16 protein-coding genes are annotated in these 18,147 nt (G+C 67.5%); 11 read left to right on the forward strand and 5 right to left on the reverse strand.

The features are described 5' to 3' along the window. Window positions 1–174: 174 nt before the first annotated feature. A complete protein-coding gene (locus ACSYDW_RS18255) occupies window positions 175–798 on the reverse strand; it encodes a type II toxin-antitoxin system PemK/MazF family toxin (protein WP_438340159.1) in 624 nt (207 codons plus the stop codon). A gap of 132 nt (window positions 799–930) precedes the next feature. On the opposite strand from ACSYDW_RS18255, the gene lepA reads away from it, so the two are divergent. Next, window positions 931–2,775: a translation elongation factor 4 gene (lepA, locus tag ACSYDW_RS18260; protein WP_438340160.1), complete on the forward strand. Its 1,845-nt coding sequence runs from the start codon at window positions 931–933 to the stop codon at window positions 2,773–2,775. A gap of 2 nt (window positions 2,776–2,777) precedes the next feature. Beyond that, on the forward strand, window positions 2,778–4,007 hold the full coding sequence (hemW, locus tag ACSYDW_RS18265) for a radical SAM family heme chaperone HemW (RefSeq protein ID WP_438340161.1): 1,230 nt from the start codon (window positions 2,778–2,780) through the stop codon (window positions 4,005–4,007). Window positions 4,008–4,125: 118 nt separating this feature from the next. Here the strand turns inward: hemW and ACSYDW_RS18270 are convergent, their stop codons facing one another. The 3 genes from ACSYDW_RS18270 to ACSYDW_RS18280 form a co-directional block, all read right to left on the reverse strand. Further along, on the reverse strand, window positions 4,126–4,566 hold the full coding sequence (locus ACSYDW_RS18270) for a hypothetical protein (protein ID WP_438340162.1): 441 nt from the start codon (window positions 4,564–4,566) through the stop codon (window positions 4,126–4,128). An 80-nt stretch (window positions 4,567–4,646) separates the two neighbouring features. Continuing rightward, window positions 4,647–5,063 (reverse strand): DUF4870 domain-containing protein, encoded by a 417-nt coding sequence (locus ACSYDW_RS18275; protein ID WP_438340163.1) that lies wholly within the window; start codon window positions 5,061–5,063, stop codon window positions 4,647–4,649. Between the two features lie 234 nt (window positions 5,064–5,297). Beyond that, a complete protein-coding gene (locus ACSYDW_RS18280) occupies window positions 5,298–6,161 on the reverse strand; it encodes a DUF3097 family protein (RefSeq protein WP_438340164.1) in 864 nt (287 codons plus the stop codon). A 211-nt stretch (window positions 6,162–6,372) separates the two neighbouring features. Between ACSYDW_RS18280 and hrcA the strand changes: the two genes are divergently transcribed. From hrcA to ACSYDW_RS18295, 3 genes are read left to right on the forward strand one after another with little or no spacing between them, the layout of a single operon-like run. After that, the gene (gene hrcA, locus ACSYDW_RS18285) at window positions 6,373–7,386 is read left to right on the forward strand and encodes a heat-inducible transcriptional repressor HrcA (RefSeq protein WP_438340165.1); all 1,014 of its coding nucleotides are present in this window, start codon (window positions 6,373–6,375) and stop codon (window positions 7,384–7,386) included. 51 nt (window positions 7,387–7,437) lie between these two features. Further along, on the forward strand, window positions 7,438–8,568 hold the full coding sequence (gene dnaJ / locus ACSYDW_RS18290) for a molecular chaperone DnaJ (RefSeq protein WP_438340166.1): 1,131 nt from the start codon (window positions 7,438–7,440) through the stop codon (window positions 8,566–8,568). After that, complete coding sequence (locus tag ACSYDW_RS18295) at window positions 8,565–9,368, forward strand: 16S rRNA (uracil(1498)-N(3))-methyltransferase (protein WP_438340167.1); 804 nt, start codon at window positions 8,565–8,567, stop codon at window positions 9,366–9,368. The genes dnaJ and ACSYDW_RS18295 overlap by 4 nt, the downstream gene beginning before the upstream one ends. Before the next feature lie 147 nt (window positions 9,369–9,515). On the opposite strand, the gene ACSYDW_RS18300 is transcribed toward ACSYDW_RS18295, so the two are convergent. Beyond that, the gene (locus tag ACSYDW_RS18300) at window positions 9,516–10,460 is read right to left on the reverse strand and encodes a GerMN domain-containing protein (protein WP_438340168.1); all 945 of its coding nucleotides are present in this window, start codon (window positions 10,458–10,460) and stop codon (window positions 9,516–9,518) included. A 315-nt stretch (window positions 10,461–10,775) separates the two neighbouring features. On the opposite strand from ACSYDW_RS18300, the gene ACSYDW_RS18305 reads away from it, so the two are divergent. From ACSYDW_RS18305 to leuA, 6 genes are all read left to right on the forward strand, one after another. Continuing rightward, window positions 10,776–11,888: a PhoH family protein gene (locus tag ACSYDW_RS18305; protein WP_438340169.1), complete on the forward strand. Its 1,113-nt coding sequence runs from the start codon at window positions 10,776–10,778 to the stop codon at window positions 11,886–11,888. Continuing rightward, window positions 11,885–12,358: an rRNA maturation RNase YbeY gene (ybeY, locus tag ACSYDW_RS18310; protein WP_438340170.1), complete on the forward strand. Its 474-nt coding sequence runs from the start codon at window positions 11,885–11,887 to the stop codon at window positions 12,356–12,358. Before ACSYDW_RS18305 ends, ybeY begins: the two co-directional genes overlap by 4 nt. After that, window positions 12,358–13,668: a hemolysin family protein gene (locus ACSYDW_RS18315; protein ID WP_438340171.1), complete on the forward strand. Its 1,311-nt coding sequence runs from the start codon at window positions 12,358–12,360 to the stop codon at window positions 13,666–13,668. Before ybeY ends, ACSYDW_RS18315 begins: the two co-directional genes overlap by 1 nt. Continuing rightward, entirely contained in the window at window positions 13,665–14,636 is a 972-nt protein-coding gene (gene era, locus ACSYDW_RS18320) for a GTPase Era (protein ID WP_438340172.1), read from the forward strand. Before ACSYDW_RS18315 ends, era begins: the two co-directional genes overlap by 4 nt. Window positions 14,637–14,799: 163 nt before the next feature. Continuing rightward, window positions 14,800–16,161: a flavin monoamine oxidase family protein gene (locus tag ACSYDW_RS18325; protein WP_438340173.1), complete on the forward strand. Its 1,362-nt coding sequence runs from the start codon at window positions 14,800–14,802 to the stop codon at window positions 16,159–16,161. Between the two features lie 194 nt (window positions 16,162–16,355). After that, a complete protein-coding gene (leuA, locus tag ACSYDW_RS18330) occupies window positions 16,356–18,095 on the forward strand; it encodes a 2-isopropylmalate synthase (protein WP_438340174.1) in 1,740 nt (579 codons plus the stop codon). The last annotated feature ends 52 nt before the right edge of the window (window positions 18,096–18,147 follow it).

Genomic DNA, 18,147 nt, shown 5'->3' on the forward strand with positions numbered 1-18,147 from the left:
GTGCCCGTCGACCTGCGCGGACACACAAGAAGTAATACTAGCAGGTTCGCACCCATGTCACGATTCATTTGGCGAATCCCGGACGTGATGCGGGTCAAGTTTTTCCAAACGCCACAGTCGTTGGGCGCCGGAAACGGCACTTCAACCAGTCATTTCCCCGGAATCCGACGGCTTCTAGGACTCGATCCGGGCCGCGACACGCGAGAAGAGGCGCTTCTCCAAGACGGCCCCCTCGCGCCTGATGCCCGACGGCTTAAGTCGTATCACGCGGTCCACCTTGATTTCGCTGGGGCGTCCCTGCTTATCCCATGGGCCGGCTCCGATATCCACGTAGCCCCGGTCGCTGTGACCGGCGTTGTTGTGGTCCTTCGAGGTGAGCATGAGCGCCAACAGGTACTTCCCATCGCGGCCCACCAGCAGAATCGGGCGGTCCTTGCCCTGGCTGTAGTCCTCTTCGTAGGGGACCCAGGCCCATACGATTTCCCCCGGATCCTGTTCGCCGTTGGCAACCGGGTTGTAGGCGGGTTTGATTGCCCCGTGGAAGTCTCCGGGGTAGCCGCCGTCTTCCCAGCCGGAAACGCCGGAGGTCCCGGTGTGCGACGGGCGGGATGCCTGGTGCCTGTTGGCTCCGGCGGGGGATTTGGGCTTGGGTGCGACTTTCGTCCCCGACCCGGTGTTTCTCGTCCGAGTGGGCGAGGGCTTCGCACCGCTTTTTGCCTTGGCGTCGTCCTGGGATTTCAGGAACCCGTCGAGGACCCGACCGAGAAACCCGAAGAATTTGTTGGCGTTGAACTTCATCTGGCCAAACTACCAGCAGCAACACCGTTCACCGGATGTGCGACACCGGCGCTGCGGCATGGGAGAATGGCCTTTGCGAAGCAATTCGCTGCCAACTTACTTTTCCACTCCCTTATTAGCGAGGTCCCTTACGTGTCACCCATGGCCCGCACCGCACCGGTGCCTGCCGCGACTGATCCGGCGATCATCAGAAACTTCTGCATCATCGCCCACATCGACCACGGCAAGTCGACCCTGGCCGACCGCATGTTGCAGCTCACCGGAGTCGTCTCCTCACGCGATATGAAGGCCCAGTACCTGGACCGGATGGACATTGAACGCGAGCGCGGCATCACCATCAAGTCCCAGGCCGTACGCATGCCGTGGGAGGTCGACGGCCAGTCCTACGCACTGAACATGATCGACACCCCGGGCCACGTGGACTTCACCTACGAAGTCTCACGGTCCCTTGCGGCTTGCGAGGGTGCCATCCTGCTGGTGGACGCCGCCCAGGGCATCGAGGCCCAGACGCTGGCCAACCTCTACCTGGCCATGGAAAACGACCTGACGATCATTCCTGTGCTGAACAAGATCGACCTCCCGGCTGCGCAGCCGGAGAAGTATGCAGCCGAGATCTCCAAGCTCATCGGTTGCGATCCCGAGGACATCCTGCAGGTCTCGGGCAAGACCGGTGCCGGCGTCGAAGCGCTGCTGGACAAGGTCGTCCGTGACCTGCCCGCGCCCGTCGGCGACGCCGATGCGCCGGCACGTGCCATGATTTTCGACTCCGTCTACGACACCTACCGCGGCGTGGTGACCTACGTCCGCGTTGTCGACGGCAAGCTTTCGCCGCGCGAAAAGGTCCAGATGATGTCCACCGGCACCACCTACGACCTCCTGGAAATCGGCGTTTCCTCCCCGGAACCTGTCCCTTCCAAGGGACTTGGCGTCGGCGAGGTCGGTTACTTGATCACCGGTGTGAAGGACGTGCGCCAGTCGAAGGTGGGCGACACCGTCACCAACTTCGCCAAGCCCGCCGAGAAGTCCCTGGGCGGCTACGAGGACCCCAAGCCCATGGTGTTCTCGGGTCTGTACCCGATCGACGGCTCGGACTACCCGGCGCTGCGTGACGCACTGGACAAGCTCCAGCTCAACGACGCCGCACTCACCTACGTTCCGGAAACCTCCGTCGCCCTGGGCTTCGGCTTCCGCGTGGGCTTCCTCGGCCTGCTCCACCTGGAAATCACCCGCCAGCGCCTCGAGGCGGAATTCGGCCTCGACCTGATCTCCACGGCACCGAACGTGGTGTACGAGGTCATGGGCGAAGACAAGAAGATGATCACGGTGACGAACCCGAGCGAGTTCCCCGACGGGAAGATCCTCGAGGTCCACGAACCGATGGTTGCCGCCACCATCCTGGCACCGAACGAATTCGTCGGCGCCATCATGGAGCTGTGCCAGTCCCGTCGCGGCGTCATGCGCGGCATGGACTACCTCTCCGAGGAACGCGTGGAGATCCGCTACTGGATTCCGCTGGCCGAGATCGTCTTCGACTTCTTCGACGTGCTGAAGTCCAAGACCCGCGGCTACGCATCGCTGGACTGGAAGGCCGACGGCGAGCAGGTCTCGGACCTGGTCAAGGTCGACATCCTGCTCCAGGGCGAGCAGGTAGATGCCTTCTCCGCCATCACCCACCGCGACAAGGCCTACGCCTACGGCACCATGATGACGGTGAAGCTGCGCGAGCTGATCAACCGCCAGCAGTTCGAGGTGCCGATCCAGGCAGCCATCGGCTCGCGCATCATCGCCCGCGAAACCATCCGCGCGATCCGCAAGGACGTGCTTGCCAAGTGCTACGGCGGCGACATCAGCCGCAAGCGCAAGCTGCTGGAAAAGCAGAAGGAAGGCAAGAAGCGCATGAAAATGGTCGGCCGCGTCGAGGTCCCGCAGGAAGCATTCATCGCAGCCCTGTCATCCGACGAGCCCAAGAAGAAGTAAGAATGCCCTCTGCTTTGCCCCTCGGGGATCCGGCACCATCGGACGGGTTGCTTCCCGCAACCTGCGCCGGCGGTGCCGGGGACCGGACGTTTTCCGTCTACGTCCACATTCCGTTTTGCGCCGTGCGCTGCGGATACTGCGACTTCAACACCTACACGGCGCACGAGCTGGGCTCCGGTTCCAGCCAGGACACGTACGCGGAGGCAGTCTCCTCGGAGATCGCCTTTGGTGCGCGGGTCCTGGATGAGTCCGGAGTGCCGCGCCGCGAGGTTTCAACCGTCTTCTTCGGTGGCGGAACCCCGACGCTGCTGCCCGCCGAGGACCTGGTGCGTGTGCTGCGGGAAATCCGCACCCAGTGGGTGCTGGCTCCCGGCGCCGAAGTCACCACCGAGGCGAACCCGGACTCGATCACGCCCGAGTCGCTGCGCGTGCTCGCCGAGGGCGGGTTCACCCGCGTCTCGATCGGCATGCAGTCAGCGGTGCCACACGTGCTGAAGACCCTCGACCGCACGCACAACCCCGAACGGGTCGGCCTGGCGGTCCAGTGGGCCAAGGACGCGGGCCTGCAAGTGAGCGTGGACCTGATCTACGGAACACCTGGGGAGTCGATCGAGGACTGGCGCACCAGCGTCGACACCGCGCTCAGCTACGAACCGGACCACATTTCCGCCTATGCGCTCATCATCGAGGAGGGTACCCGGCTTGCCGGGCAGATCCGCCGCGGCGAGGTGGCCAACATCGACGACGACGACCACGCCGACAAGTACCTGCTGGCCGACGAGCTGTTCGCGGCTGCCGGCTACAAGTGGTACGAGGTCAGCAACTGGTCCAAGGACGAGGACAGCCGGTGCCTGCACAACCTTGCCTACTGGCGGGGAGGGGACTGGTGGGGAGCCGGCCCCGGGGCCCACTCGCACGTGGGTGGGTTGCGCTGGTGGAACGTCAAGCACCCTGCCGCCTACCAGCAGCGCATCGACGCCGGCACCTCGCCCGCGGCGGGACGCGAAACCCCGGACGAGGATGCACGCTACCTTGAACGGGCCATGTTGTTGACCCGCATCGTCGACGGCATGGACACCTCGGAGTTGAAGCCGGAAGGCCGAACGGCCATTGCCGGGTTGATTGCCGACGGACTTGTTGTCCCCGAGGCAGCGTTTGCCAAGCGGATCGTCCTGACGTTGCAGGGCAGGCTCCTGGCCGACGCCGTGCTGCGGCGGCTGCTGGATTTCTAGACGAATCGGTCTCCGGACGGATTGGATGGGTGTGGTGTTGGGGTTTTCCCGGCGCCGCACCCATCGTCGCGTTAAGGCACAGGTGGCGTCGGGACACGGGTGCGCGCTTGCGCCCGCGTTAGCCCGACCAGCGACGCCAGTAGGTGTCGGCCGCCTCGAGGAACCGCCGGCGGTGCGTGCGCTCGGCGCGTATGGGGTAGCCTCGCAGCTCTGCGGTGAGCGGGGAAGAGGAGTTGTACTCGAGAAGCGCCATGACCGCAAAGACGGCAACGGCCAGCACGCCCAGGCCCACCAGGACGGATCCGGCCTTGAAACCGGGACGCCTGCCGTCGCGCCGTCGCAGGCGGAACCCGCACAGCGCCATCCCCAGGCTCGTTCCCCGGGAATAGAGCACAAGGTTCAATACCAGGGCCGCCCCGAGGCACACCAAGGACAGGGGCCATGCCGAGGGCTGTGACAAGCGGAAGACCGCCAGGGCCGGAAGCCATTGCACGGCGCTGTCAACGAGCAACGCGGTGAGCAGCGAAGCCCAATCCACCGGTACCGGGGGGTCTGCCATGGCTGCGGCTCCCTTCGTGCTCGGACGGTGTCCGGATATGGAAACGGGCCCCCTCGGTGTGAGGGGGCCCGTGACGTTTCCTACTTGAAAATCCGCAGGTTCAACGGGTAGCGGTAGGGGCGCGACTTGTTCGCGTTGATGCCGGCCTTGACGCCGCTGACGGTGAGGAAGATCCAGGTGGCCACGACCAGGACCGCGAAGATCCAGCCGATCGCGGGGAGCAACGAAAGCAGGTTCAGGACGATGGCCAGGACTGTGAGCGGGAAGGTGAAGTTCAGCGCTTCCTTGGATTCCTGGGCGGTGAACGGTCCGCGGGTACGGTACACGTAGTAGATGATGGCCGAGGGTATGCACCCCAGGATCGCGCCGAAGTGTGCAATGGTGGCCCACTGGCGGTCCTCGGACGGCGTCAGTGGCAGCGGTGCGTCCGAGGAACCTTCGAATCGGTCCGGCTGGCCTTCGCCTGAGCCGGGTGACTTTCGTGCCTCGTTGACCACTGCTGGTGTCCTCTTCGTTGCTGTTGCTTGATCGATGGACAGTTTATCGCTGATCCGCGTCCATCACGGCACCCGGGAGCCGCCGTGGGCGAGCCGGGGGCGTGTGCCACGTGCTTTTCGGGGCCCGGGCACCGTCAACGGGCTTCCCACGTGCTTCAACCGACGCGGCGAGTGACCATTCTCACGAGACCCGACAGGTGCCCTTCGGGCGCGTCGCGCCCTGCCGCTGGCGTGCTAGACGTGGCCGGGGTCGCCCGCCGTGAGGAAGTCGATGACTTCCTCGACGCGGCCCAGGAGCGACGGCTCCAGGTCCGCATAGCTGCGCACCTGGCCCAGGATGCGCTCCCATCCCTGGGCGACGTCGATCTGCTCCCGGTACGGCCAGCCCAGCCCCTTGAGGATGCCGGTCTTCCAGTCCGTCCCGCGGGGAACCACGGGCCAGGCCTTGATGCCCAGTACCGTGGGGCGGACCGCCTGCCAGACGTCGACGTACGGGTGGCCGACGATCAGCACGTTGCCGGCGGCGCCGGGAACCCGCATGGCCTCGGCGGCAATCTTTGCCTCCTTGGTCCCGGCGACAAGGTGGTCGACCAGGATTCCGAGCTTGCGCTGCGGGCCGGGGGAGAAGTCGCGGATGGCGGCGGCCAGGTCGTCGACGCCGTGCAGCGGTTCGACGACGATGCCCTCGACCCGCAGGTCGTGGCCCCAGACCTTTTCCACCAGCTGCGCGTCGTGCTTTCCCTCGACCCAAATGCGGCTGGCCCGGGCGGTGCGCGCCCGCAGGTTCTCCACCATCCGGGATCCGGAGGCACTGCGCGCCGTGCCGGCGGCCGCGGCCGGGACCGCCACGGGTTCGGTGATTTCCACGGGTTCCCCCTCGAGCAGGAATCCGAAACCGGTGCGGAAGGATTTGGTCCTGCCCTTGCGGTCCTCAAGCGCCATGACACGCATGCCGCCGGACTTCTCCATGCGGACCACTTCGCCCACCCAGCCGCTCTCGACGTCCTCGAGCAGCAGCCCCAGGCTCAGCGGGACCTTGCGAAGCTGGCGTCGTGCGGGGGCGCTGATGTCCTGGGCGCCCCACGTGTAGTTGGTCATGGTTTCACCTTCCGGTGCGTGGGTCCGTGTGCTGCGGCGGTGCGGTGTGGTGAACGCGGCACCATGGTGTTTGAACAAACCATGCTAACAACCCGGCCGAAGGTATTAGACTTAGCACTTGGACGTGTCGAGTGCTAACCGGCGGCGGATGTGCGGCCCAGGCACCACGAGACGTCCTCGACCACATCAAACCGGCACTCGGGAGGGGATCATGACCGAACCACGCAGGCTCGAGGTCCTCCGGGCCATCGTCGAGGACTACGTCCAGTCACGCGAACCCGTCGGGTCCCGCGCCCTGCTGGAACGGCACAACCTCGGCGTCTCCGCGGCGACGATCCGCAACGACATGGCTTCCCTCGAGGAAGAGGGGTTCATCGTGGCCCCGCACACCTCCTCGGGCCGCATCCCCACCGAGAAGGGCTACCGCCACTTCGTCGACCAGATCGGCGACATCAAACCGCTCTCCCCGGCCGAACGGCGCGCCATCGCCGCCCTGATCGAGGGCTCGCACGACCTCAACGAGGTCCTGGAGAACACCGTCAGGCTGCTGGCCAACATCACCCAACAGGTGGCCCTGATCCAGGTGCCGCACTACTCCAACGCCACGGTCCGGCACATCGAGCTCGTGGGCCTCGGCGCCGGCCAGACCCTGGTGGTGCTCATCGCCTCCAGCGGCAAGGTCGAACAGCGGGTCATCCTGCTCCCTGCCGAAACCGGCGAGGATGAATTACAGCGCCTGCGCGCGGTGTTCCTCGGCGTGCTGGGCAGCCGCCCGATCGCCGACGTTGCCAAGCTCTGCGGCGGCGCCACCGACCTTGTCGAACCGCGCATGTTGCCGGCGGCGCGCTCCATTGCCGAGGTGCTGGCCGCCCTGGCGCGCAACAACACCGTGGACCGCATGGTCATGGCCGGGACGGCCAACTTGGCCCGGGCGAACCGCGACTTCCCGCTGAGCATCACCCCTGTGCTCGAGGTGCTGGAGGAGCAGGTCGTGCTGCTGCGCCTGTTCTCCGAGCTCGAACAGGACTCCCACGGCATCGCCGTCGGCATCGGCACCGAGAACCAGTACGGGGCGCTGACCGAGGCCTCCGTCGTGGCCACCGGCTACGGCCCCGGGGAGCAGTCGATGATCGGCGTGCTGGGCCCCACCCGGATGAACTACCCCACCTCGATGGCCGCGGTGCGCGCCGTCGCCAGATATCTTTCCCGAATCCTGGCCAGCTGACCGCCGGGCCATTGTCAATTTTTTGAAGTACGAAAGGACACAGCGAGCACTGTGAGCACTCACTACGAAGTTCTGGGCGTCAGCAAGGACGCCACGGGCGAGGAAATCAAGAAGGCCTACCGCAAGCTGGCCCGCAAGCTGCACCCGGACGTCAACCCGGGCGAGGATGCCGCCGAGCAGTTCAAGCAGGTCACCCACGCCTACGAGGTGCTCGCGGACGCAGACAAGCGCGCCAACTACGACGCCACCGGCAACGAGAACGGCACCGGCCAGACCGGGTTCGGCTCGGGCGGCTTCGGCGGCGGGTTCGGGGACATCTTCGAGCAGTTCTTCGGCGGCGGGGGCCAGTCCCAGGGCCCGGCTTCCCGCACGCAGCGCGGCCGCGACGCACTGATCACCGCCACCATCGACCTGGCCGACGCGGTGGCCGGAACTGTTTACCCGCTGGACATGGAAACCGCCGTCACCTGCCCGACCTGCGAAGGCACCTGCTGCCGCCCGGGCACCTCGCCCGTCACCTGCACCATCTGCAACGGTGCGGGCCAGGTCCAGCGCCCGGTCCGCTCCTTCCTGGGCCAGATGATGACCGTGGAGACCTGCGCGGCCTGCCGCGGCTTCGGCACCACCATCCCCGACCCCTGCATCGACTGCAACGGCCAGGGCCGGATCCGCGAACGCATCTCCAAGCAGCTCAAGGTCCCCGCGGGCGTCGCCAGCGGCACCCGCATCCACCTGGCCGGCCAGGGCGAGGCCGGCCCCGGCGGCGGCCCGAACGGCGACCTCTACGTGGAGATCGAGGTGCGCCGCCACAAGGTCTTCGAACGCGAGGGAGTGGACCTTCACGCACGCATGAACGTGCCGATGACCGCCGCGGCGCTCGGTGCGGACCTGAAGCTGGAGACCTTCGACGGCACCCAGGTGATCGAGGTCGAATCCGGTGCCCAGTCCGGCGACACCGTGCGCCTGGCCGGCTACGGCGTCCCGCGCCTGCGCGGCGGCAAGCGCGGCGACATCATCGTGCACCTGCACGTCGAGACCCCCACCAAGGTGGATGCGGCGCAGCGGGAGCTTCTCGAACAGCTGGCCAAGCTGCGCGGCGAGGAATTCGCCGAGGGCCGCATGGAAAACAGCGGCGGGATGTTCTCCCGGCTGCGCGGCAAGCTCGGCAACCTGGGCTCATGAGCAACCAGTGCTTCGTCATGGAGCGAGGAACCCTCGGCGACCCGGCCGTCGGTTCCGTCCTCACCCTTGAGGGGCCCGAGGCCCACCATGCGGTGAACGTCAAGCGCGTGCGCACCGGTGAGACGATCGACCTTGTCGACGGCACCGGCGTGCGGGCCGGCGTCGAGGTGCTTGACACCGACAAGTCCTCGCTGCGCGCCACGGTGGTTTCCGTGGCGCACGAGGTGCTCCCGCCGGTGCGCATCACCCTGGTGCAGGCGCTGGCCAAGGGCGACCGCGACCTGCAGGCCGTCGAGTCGGCGGTCGAGCTCGGAATCGACGCGGTGCGCCCGTGGCAGTCCGAGCGCGCGGTGGTGCGCTGGAACGAGGCAAAGGCCGCCAAGGCCCTGGGCAAGTGGGAGTCGACGGTGCTCAGCGCGCTGAAGCAGTCCCGCCGCACCTTCCTGCCGGAGGTCTTCCCGATGCTCTCCACCGCGGCCCTGGCCAAGTCCATGGCCGCCGCGGCGGAATCCGGGACGCCGGTGCTCGTCCTGGTGCTTCATGAACGCGGCACCGCGTCGGTGGCCGACGTGGTGGTCGAGTGGGCCGCGGAGCACGCCGGGGTGCTGGCGTCGGGTCCCGTCCCGCGCGCCGAGGTGCACCTGGTGGTGGGCCCGGAGGGCGGGATCTCCGACCGCGAGATCGACCAGTTCCTGGCCGCCGGCGCCAAGGTGGCGCTGCTGGGCAGCCACGTGCTGCGCGCCTCGACCGCCGGCCCCGCGGCACTGGTACTGGTCAGGCACCTGCTCGGGCAGCTCTGAGGCCGCGGGTTCCGCGCGGAGGATCCCGCAACATCGGTGACCAAACGACGAATCCCTGGCTGGTTGCCCCGCGAAACGGGGCAACCAGCCAGGGATTCGTGCATTACCGGTGGCAGGGCCCCGCCGCCGGCTTGGTTCTACGTGCCACTACTTGACGGTGAAGTCCTTGGACTCCAGGGACACCCGGTGGTCGGTGGCCGAGTCGATGCCCCACACGGCGAACGTGTATTCGCCAGGCCCGAGGTCCTGGCTGAAGGTGAACTCGTTGGTGTTCCGGGACCCGTCGCCCTCCGGAAGCCGGCCGGAGGCCACGACCTCCGTCGACCTGCCCTTGGTCTTCAGCGGGTGCGCCTGGGTATGCTGGCGGATCTCCCAGAACTCCCCTCCGGGGAAGCTGGCGCTCAGGCCGCGGAAGTCGACTTCCCCGGCGGGCACGGTGCTTCCGGCCTGCGGATCGATGACCCACAGGGGCGCGGCAAGTGCGGCATCCCGGGTGAAGGTCTGGTCCAGCGGGACCTGGTCGAAAGCGAGGTAGTCGCTGGACCCGTCGACCTGGATCCGCACGCTCGGTTCGAACCCGTCGGTCAGGATTCCGGCGTTGGCTGCGGCTGCCGTGGCGGTGTAGACAAGCTGCGCGATCGAGCGTTCCGCCAGCCCGGGGTCCAGCGACGCGCCGAAGGCCTTGCGGTCCAGGTCGATGGTGATCAGGTTTTGCGGGCTCACCGAGGTGCCGATCTCGGGGCTGGGGCGCCACAGGCCGAAGTAGTCGTCGTCGTGGGGTTTCGAGGAAAGCATCGTGCGCACCGCGACGGTGATCGGGTCCCCGGTCCCGGAGTCCTGCTCGAATTCCCTGTAGAGGAGCACTGTCCCCTCGGACTCGGAAAGCCAGTACACCGGCACCCTCCGGTCGGTGCCCAGGGCCTCCATCTGCACCGCCGGCAGCGGGGCCACCGCGTGGATGTCGGCCTTGGCGGCCGGCATCGAGATCTGCTCCGTTCCGGTTCCGATCCCGCAGGATGCCGTGGTCCCGAGCAACGCGGTGAGCGTCAGCACCGCAATGCGGGAACGGGCGGTGCTACGGGAACGGGACATCGAAAATCGTGGCTTTCTGGGAGGAAAAGAACTGAAAACGTGCGTGCTGCCGCGTCGGGGGAGCCGAATCGACGTCATCCAGCCTTGCACAGAATTCGCCGCAGCGGGTGTCCCGATCCCGGTTTCGAAACGACTGTTGCGCGATTGAGATGTTCGGGGGGACCCTGCGGCGCAGGCACCTCGTGCACCCAATGGCCGCTGCCACAAGGGCAGGATAGGATGGACGGGGTGCTGGGACCATGGGCCGCGGAAGGACCGCGGGCCCGAGTAGCCCACCCGGAATGCGGAGGCGGCAACAGTCGTATGGATCCAGAGATGAGCCAATCAGGGCAGCCACGGGAAACCGATGCGCTGGTCAGCTTCGAGAGTTCCGACCACATGGTCGCCACCCTGGGTGCACACGACGAGCTCCTGCGCGTGCTCGGCGGCGCCTATCCGGGCGTCGAGCTCCACGCACGCGGCAACGACCTGCGGGTCACCGGGGAACCGGCCGCCGCCCACCGCGCCCTGCGCGTCATCACCGAGGCGCGCTCGCTCGCCGCCAACGGGACCCGGATTTCCGCGCAGACCATCGAACAGCTCATCCGCATGCTGGAAGGCTCCGGCGCCGCCGACGCGCAGTCGGTGCTGGGACTGAAGATCCTCTCCGGCCGGGGCAAGGCGATCCGGCCCAAGACCGTGAACCAGAAGTCCTACGTCGATGCGATCGACGAGAACACCGTGATCTTCGGCATCGGCCCCGCCGGCACCGGCAAGACCTACCTGGCGATGGCCAAGGCCGTCGCGGCGCTGCAGGCCAAGGAGGTCAGCCGCATCATCCTGACCCGCCCGGCCGTCGAGGCGGGGGAGAAGCTCGGCTTCCTGCCCGGCACGCTCACGGACAAGATCGACCCGTACCTGCGCCCGCTCTACGACGCGCTGCACGACATGCTCGAACCCGACTCGATCCCGCGCCTGCTGGCCGCCGGCACCATCGAGGTCGCCCCGCTGGCCTACATGCGCGGGCGCACGCTCAACGACGCATTCATCATCCTCGACGAGGCGCAGAACACCACGCCCGAGCAGATGAAGATGTTCCTCACCCGGCTGGGCTTCGGCTCCAAGATCGTTGTCACCGGCGACATCACCCAGGTCGACCTGCCCGGCGGCGCCAAGAGCGGGCTGCGCGTGGTCACCGAGATCCTCGAGGGGGTCGATGACATCGCCTTCTGCGAACTCGACGCCTCCGACGTGGTCCGCCACCGGCTGGTGGGCGCCATCGTCGGCGCCTACGAACGCTGGACGGTGCGCCAAGACCCCAACTTCAACCGCTCGGCCGCCCGGGCACGGCGCCGCGCACAGGCGGGCGCCGGCACCGGCCAGGCTCCGCGCAAGCAACACGGCAACCCCCAGGGACACGATCCCGCCAACCAGGAGAACGCATCATGAGCGTAGAGGTCAACAACGAGTCCGAGGTCGACGCCGACCTCGAACGGATCAGCGCGTTGGGACGCCACATCCTCTCCGCGCTGCACGTGCACCCGGAAACCGAGGTCTCGATCATCTTGATGGACGAGGAGCCGATGAGCGCGCTGCACGTCGAGTGGATGGACATCGAGGGCCCCACCGATGTCATGAGCTTCCCCATGGACGAATTGCGCCCGGGCCGTGCCGGATCGCCCACCGAGGCCGGAATGCTCGGGGACATCGTGATCTGCCCGCAGGTCGCCACCACCCAGGCCGCGGCCGGCGGCCACAGCGTGGAGGACGAGATCCTGCTGCTCACCACCCACGGCATGCTGCACCTGCTGGGCTTCGACCATGCCGAACCCGAGGAAAAGGACATCATGTTCGCCCTGCAGCGCCAGCTGCTTGAAGGATTCCTGGGCCGCCCGGCACCCCGGGAGACGATGAACTAGTGACCGCGACCATCCTCGCGCTCTGTGCACTGCTCTTCATTGTCTGTGCGGCAATCCTCACCGCGGCCGAGTCCGCGTACCTCTACCTCTCGCGGCAGCAGGCAGAGGTGCTGCGCAGCGAATCCTCCGCAAGCCACCTGAGCCGGATCCTCGACGACACCACCAGCCACACGCACGCCGTGCGCTTCTGGCGCATCTGGTTCGAAACGGCCTCCGCCGTGGCGGTGGGCATCCTCTACCACGACCGGCTCGGCAACGTCTGGCTTGCCGGGCTGCTGGCCACCATCACCATGGCCGGTGTCGGGTTCGTGCTGGTCGGGGTCTCCCCGCGCCGCTACGGCCGCACCCACGCCGACGCGGTGGTGCGCCGCACCGCGCCGCTGATCCGTTTCCTGCGCCTGGTGCTTGGCCCCATCCCGTCCTGGCTGGTGGGCATCGGCCAGGCCATCGCCCCGCATGCGGTGGCCGAGGACGAGGGCTTCCTCTCCAAGGAGCGCCTGCGCGACCTGGTGGACCGCGCCTCGGAGGGCGACGGCCTGGAGGACGACGCCGCGGAGATCATCAACTCCGTGATCGACCTCGAGGACACCTACGTGCGCTCGGTCATGGTGCCGCGCACGGAGATGAAGACCATCGACAAGGGCCAGGGCCTGAACGCGGCCATGGAGCTGTTCCTGAACTCCGGCTGCTCGCGCGTGCCGGTGATCGGGGAGGACGCCGACGACATCTTCGGCATCGTCTACCTCAAGGACGTGGCCTACAAGCTGCACAAGGAGCCCGGTTCCGCGGCGCTGGTCGAGGAACTGGCCCGGCCCACCCGCTACGTGCCCGAATCCAAGCTCGTCGGCGAACTGCTGCCGGAGCTGCAGCGCGAATCCACGCACATGGCCATCGTGATCGACGAGTACGGCGGAACCGCCGGCCTGGTGACCCTCGAGGACCTCATTGAGGAAATCGTCGGGGAGATCGATGATGAATACGACAGGCAGCGCCACGAGATCGAGGAGACGGGCGACGGCGGCTACACCGTCACAGCGCGCACCTCGATCGACGAACTCGGCGAGCTGTTCGACATCGACATCGACGAGGACGAGGTCGATTCCGTCGGCGGGCTGCTGGCCAAGGGGCTGGGCAGCGTGCCGGTGCTCGGCTCGCACGCCGAGGTCCACGGCCTGGAACTGGAGGTCGTCTCGCTCAGCGGGCGGCGCAACCGCATCGGGAAGATCCTGGTGCGCAAGGTGGAAGAACAAACGACAACCGGCGAACAACCCGCCGTGAACGATGCACCGCATCACAAGGAGCAAGCATGACCCGGAACACCCCCACCCCCGCCATGATGCCGGAGGGCGGCTGGCCGGCCGACTTCCGCGCCGGGTTCACCTCCTTCGTGGGCCGCCCCAACGCGGGCAAGTCGACGCTGACCAACGCCCTGGTGGGCCAGAAGGTCGCCATCACTTCCGCGAAGCCGCAGACCACCCGCCACACCATCCGCGGGATCGTGCACCGCGAGGACGCCCAGCTGGTGCTCGTGGACACCCCGGGCCTGCACCGCCCGCGCACGCTGCTGGGCCAGCGCCTGAACGACCTTGTCGCGGAAACGCTCTCCGAGGTCGACGCCATAGGCTTCTGCCTGCCGGCCAACGAGAAGATCGGCCCGGGCGACCGCTTCATCGCCACCCAGCTGGCGCAGCTGCAGCGCAAGCCGATCGTCGCGATAGTCACCAAGGCCGACACCGTGGACAAGGCGGCGCTCATGCAGCAGCTGCTGGCCGTCGCGCAGCTGGGCGTGGAGACGCTCGGCGAGGGCGGCTGGGCCGCCGTGGTGCCGGTCTCCGCGACCAAGGACTTCCAGGTCAAGGACGTCGCCGACGTGCTCGTGGCGCAGATGCCGCTCTCCCCGCCGCTGTACCCGGACGGCGAGCTGACCGACGAGCCGGAGGCCAAGATGGTCTCCGAGCTGATCCGCGAGGCCGCCCTGGAGGGCGTGCGCGACGAGCTGCCGCACTCGCTGGCCGTCGTCGTCGAGGAAATGGTGCCGCGCGAAGGCCGCCCGGAGGACAACCCGCTGCTGGATGTTCGGGTGAACCTCTACGTGGAACGCCCCAGCCAGAAGGCCATCATCATCGGCAAGGGCGGAGCGCGCCTGCGCGACGTCGGGACCCGCTCGCGCAAGGGCATCGAGGCGCTGCTGGGCACCCGCGTGTACCTTGACCTGCACGTGAAGATCGCCAAGGAATGGCAGCGCGATCCCAAGCAGCTGGGCAAGCTGGGCTTCTAGCCCGGGCCCCGGCTTCCACCGCCGAAGGCCCCGGGGCGCAGCGCGACTGCTCCCCGGGGCCTTCGGCGTCCCCGGCGCCGCGCACCGGGGCACTGCGCGCAACCGAAGCAACATTCCGGCCCCGGCTTGGTGGTGCCCTCGGCCCCGTTGTTACAGTTGCCGCATGGAAAACCACGATGTGATAGTCATCGGAGCCGGCGTCTCCGGCCTCACCGCGGCGCGCCTGCTGGCACAGGCCGGGCAGCGCGTCCTGGTGCTGGAAGCACGCGGGCGGATCGGCGGGCGCACCTACACCGAGCGCGCCGACGGCCACACCACCGACCGCGGCGCCTCGTGGATCCACGGCATCGACGGAAACCCGCTGGCCGAACTTGTCGACAAGCTCGGCATGCGCACCGTCGAATTCACCGTCGGGAGCTACCAGTCGCACGGCCGTCCGATCGCCTACTACGATCCGGCGGGGGAGCGGCTGGGCGAGCAGGAGAGCCTGGCGTTCGGGGCGGACATCGGCGAGGCCGACATTCGCCTGGCCGCCGCGATCGACGCATCGGTGCCCGGCAGCACGTACGCGGACGCCATCGAGGAAGCCCTCGCCGCGCTGGACTGGGACACGGCTCGTGCCGAACGCGTGAGGGAATTCCTCCACCACCGCTCCGAGGAACAGTACGGGGTGCCGGCCGGACACCTCGATGCACACGGACTGGACGACGATTCGGTCCAGGGCGACGAGGTCGTCTTCCCCGACGGCTTCGGCGAACTTGCCGAACACCTGTCCGCCGGGCTGGACATCAGGCTCGGGCACGTTGTCACGCGCGTCGAGTGGTCGCCCGCCGGGGTGCTCGTGACCGCCGGGCAGAAGGAATTCGCCGCTGCCCGGGCGGTCGTCACGGTTCCGGTCGGGATCCTGAAATCCGGCGAGTTCAAGTTTTCCCCCACCCTGCCCGAGGCCCACGCCAACGCGATCGAGGGGTTCGGGATGAACAACTTCGAAAAGGTGTTCCTGCGCTTCCCCGCCAGGTTCTGGGACGAGGGCGTCTACGCGATCCGGCAGCAGGGCGAGGCCGGCAGGTGGTGGCATTCGTGGTACGACCTCACGGAAGTGCACGGGGTGCCGACCCTGCTGACCTTCGCCGCCGGGCCCAGCGCCGTCGAAACCCGCGGGTGGGGCGCGGACCGCATCGCGGAATCGGTGCTCGATGCCCTGCGCGGCATCTACGGGGAGAAGGTCGGGCAGCCCGAGCACGTCCTTGTCACGAACTGGCAGGACGACCCCCACTCCCGCGGATCCTACGCATACCTGAAACCGGGCTCGCTGCCCGAGGACCACGACCTGTTGGCCACGCCGGTCGCCGGCGTGCTGCACCTCGCGGGCGAGGCCACCTGGGGCGAGGACCCGGCGACGGTGACTGCCGCGCTGCGCTCGGGGCACCGGGCCGCCGTGAACATCCTCGGCCGTGAGCTCGGGTTCGGGGCCCTGGCGGAACCGCTCCGGGCGCGCACGGCACGGAAGATGTCCACCATGTGACACAGTTTGTTCAACAAATCACGGCCGGTGCGGGCGCGGTGCTATCTTGGAGAAATGCATTTCGGACTACTACTACTAAGCCGCCGCGGCGAGACCCAGACAGGACTCTAAGCGTCCTTCGGCCGACCCCTCGCTGCGGAGTCAACCAACGTCCCGGCCCCCTTTCTCACACCACATAGAAAAGGCCCAGTGAAATGCAGAACATGCAAAAGCCCTCCGGAATGCCGATCCACAAATACGTGCCGTTCCAGGACCAGATCAACATCTCCCTGCCGGACCGCACCTGGCCGGACAAGTACATCACCCAGGCTCCGCGCTGGTGCGCGGTGGACCTCCGCGACGGAAACCAGGCGCTGATCGACCCGATGAGCCCCGAGCGCAAGCACAAGATGTTCGACCTGCTTGTGAAGATGGGTTTCAAGGAGATCGAGGTCGGCTTCCCGTCCGCCTCGCAGACCGACTTCGACTTCGTGCGCCAGCTGATCGAACGCGGCATCCCGGACGACGTCACCATCCAGGTGCTCACCCAGGCCCGCGAACACCTGATCGAGCGCACCTACGAATCGCTCGTCGGGGCCAAGCAGGCGATCGTCCACCTCTACAACTCCACCTCCGTGCTGCAGCGCCGCGTCGTGTTCAACCAGGACCAGGACGGCATCATGGACATCGCGCTGACCGGCGCGCGCCTGTGCAAGAAGTACGAGGAGCAGCTGGTTGGCACCAAGATCACCTACGAGTACTCCCCGGAATCCTTCACCGGAACCGAGCTGGAGTTCGCCAAGCGCATCTCCGACGCTGTGGCCGAGGTCCTCGAGGCCAGCCCCGAGAACAAGATGATCCTCAACCTGCCGGCGACAGTGGAGATGGCGACCCCCAACGTGTACGCCGACTCGATCGAGTGGATGCACCGCAACCTGGAGAACCGCGACTCGATAGTCCTCTCCCTGCACCCGCACAACGACCGCGGCACCGGCGTCGCGGCCGCCGAGCTCGGTTACCTGGCCGGCGCGGACCGCATCGAGGGCTGCCTCTTCGGCAACGGCGAACGCACCGGCAACGTCGACCTCGTGACCCTGGGCATGAACCTGTTCGGCCAGGGCATCGACCCGCAGATCGACTTCTCCGACATGGACGAAATCCGCCGCACCGTCGAATACTGCAACCAGCTGCCCGTCCCGGAACGCTCCCCGTACGGCGGCGACCTGGTCTTCACCGCCTTCTCCGGCTCCCACCAGGACGCCATCAAGAAGGGCTTCGAGGCCATGGAGGCCGACGCCACCGCCGCGGGCAAGACCGTCGACGAGATCGAGTGGGCCGTGCCGTACCTGCCCGTGGACCCGAAGGACATCGGCCGCTCCTACGAGGCAGTGATCCGCGTGAACTCGCAGTCCGGCAAGGGCGGCGTCGCCTACCTGCTCAAGAGCGAGCACTCGCTGGATTTGCCGCGCCGCGCGCAGATCGAGTTCTCCGGCGTCATCCAGCGCAAGACCGACGGGGAGGGCGGGGAGATCTCCGCCGCCGCGATCTGGAACGTTTTCCAGGACGAGTACCTGCCGGTCACCGAGGGCTCGGACCACGAGCCGTGGGGCCGCTTCAAGCTCGGCTCGGCCACCGCCGACACCGCCGAGGACGGCCGGTTCGAACTGACCACCACGCTGGTCATCGACGGCGTCCCGCACCGCCGCTCGGCCAGCGGCAACGGCCCGATCAACGCCCTGGTGAACATCCTCTCCGCCGAGGGAGTCGACGTCCGGGTGCTGGACTTCACCGAGCATGCCCTCTCCGAGGGCGGCAACGCCGCGGCAGCGGCCTACGTCGAGTGCGCCGTGGGCGAGCGCGTGCTCTGGGGCGTCGGCGTGGACACCAACACCACCATGTCCTCGCTGAAGGCCGTCATCTCCGCGGTGAACCGCGCGGTGCGCGACACCAAGTAGCAACCCGCCCCCCGGGGGCGTGCGCGGGTCCGGTGCATCGGGTTGATGCACC

The organism is Paeniglutamicibacter selenitireducens (genome assembly GCF_051550675.1).
Classification (GTDB): domain Bacteria; phylum Actinomycetota; class Actinomycetes; order Actinomycetales; family Micrococcaceae; genus Paeniglutamicibacter.

Coding starts and splice junctions, on each gene's coding strand:
- ACSYDW_RS18255 (WP_438340159.1), bottom strand. CDS start 798: ATGAAGTTCAACGCCAACAAATTCTTCGGGTTTCTCGGTCGGGTCCTC.
- hemW (WP_438340161.1), top strand. CDS start 2,778: ATGCCCTCTGCTTTGCCCCTCGGGGATCCGGCACCATCGGACGGGTTG.
- ACSYDW_RS18270 (WP_438340162.1), bottom strand. CDS start 4,566: ATGGCAGACCCCCCGGTACCGGTGGATTGGGCTTCGCTGCTCACCGCG.
- ACSYDW_RS18280 (WP_438340164.1), bottom strand. CDS start 6,161: ATGACCAACTACACGTGGGGCGCCCAGGACATCAGCGCCCCCGCACGA.
- hrcA (WP_438340165.1), top strand. CDS start 6,373: ATGACCGAACCACGCAGGCTCGAGGTCCTCCGGGCCATCGTCGAGGAC.
- ACSYDW_RS18295 (WP_438340167.1), top strand. CDS start 8,565: ATGAGCAACCAGTGCTTCGTCATGGAGCGAGGAACCCTCGGCGACCCG.
- ACSYDW_RS18300 (WP_438340168.1), bottom strand. CDS start 10,460: ATGTCCCGTTCCCGTAGCACCGCCCGTTCCCGCATTGCGGTGCTGACG.
- ACSYDW_RS18305 (WP_438340169.1), top strand. CDS start 10,776: ATGAGCCAATCAGGGCAGCCACGGGAAACCGATGCGCTGGTCAGCTTC.
- ybeY (WP_438340170.1), top strand. CDS start 11,885: ATGAGCGTAGAGGTCAACAACGAGTCCGAGGTCGACGCCGACCTCGAA.
- era (WP_438340172.1), top strand. CDS start 13,665: ATGACCCGGAACACCCCCACCCCCGCCATGATGCCGGAGGGCGGCTGG.
- ACSYDW_RS18325 (WP_438340173.1), top strand. CDS start 14,800: ATGGAAAACCACGATGTGATAGTCATCGGAGCCGGCGTCTCCGGCCTC.
- leuA (WP_438340174.1), top strand. CDS start 16,356: ATGCAGAACATGCAAAAGCCCTCCGGAATGCCGATCCACAAATACGTG.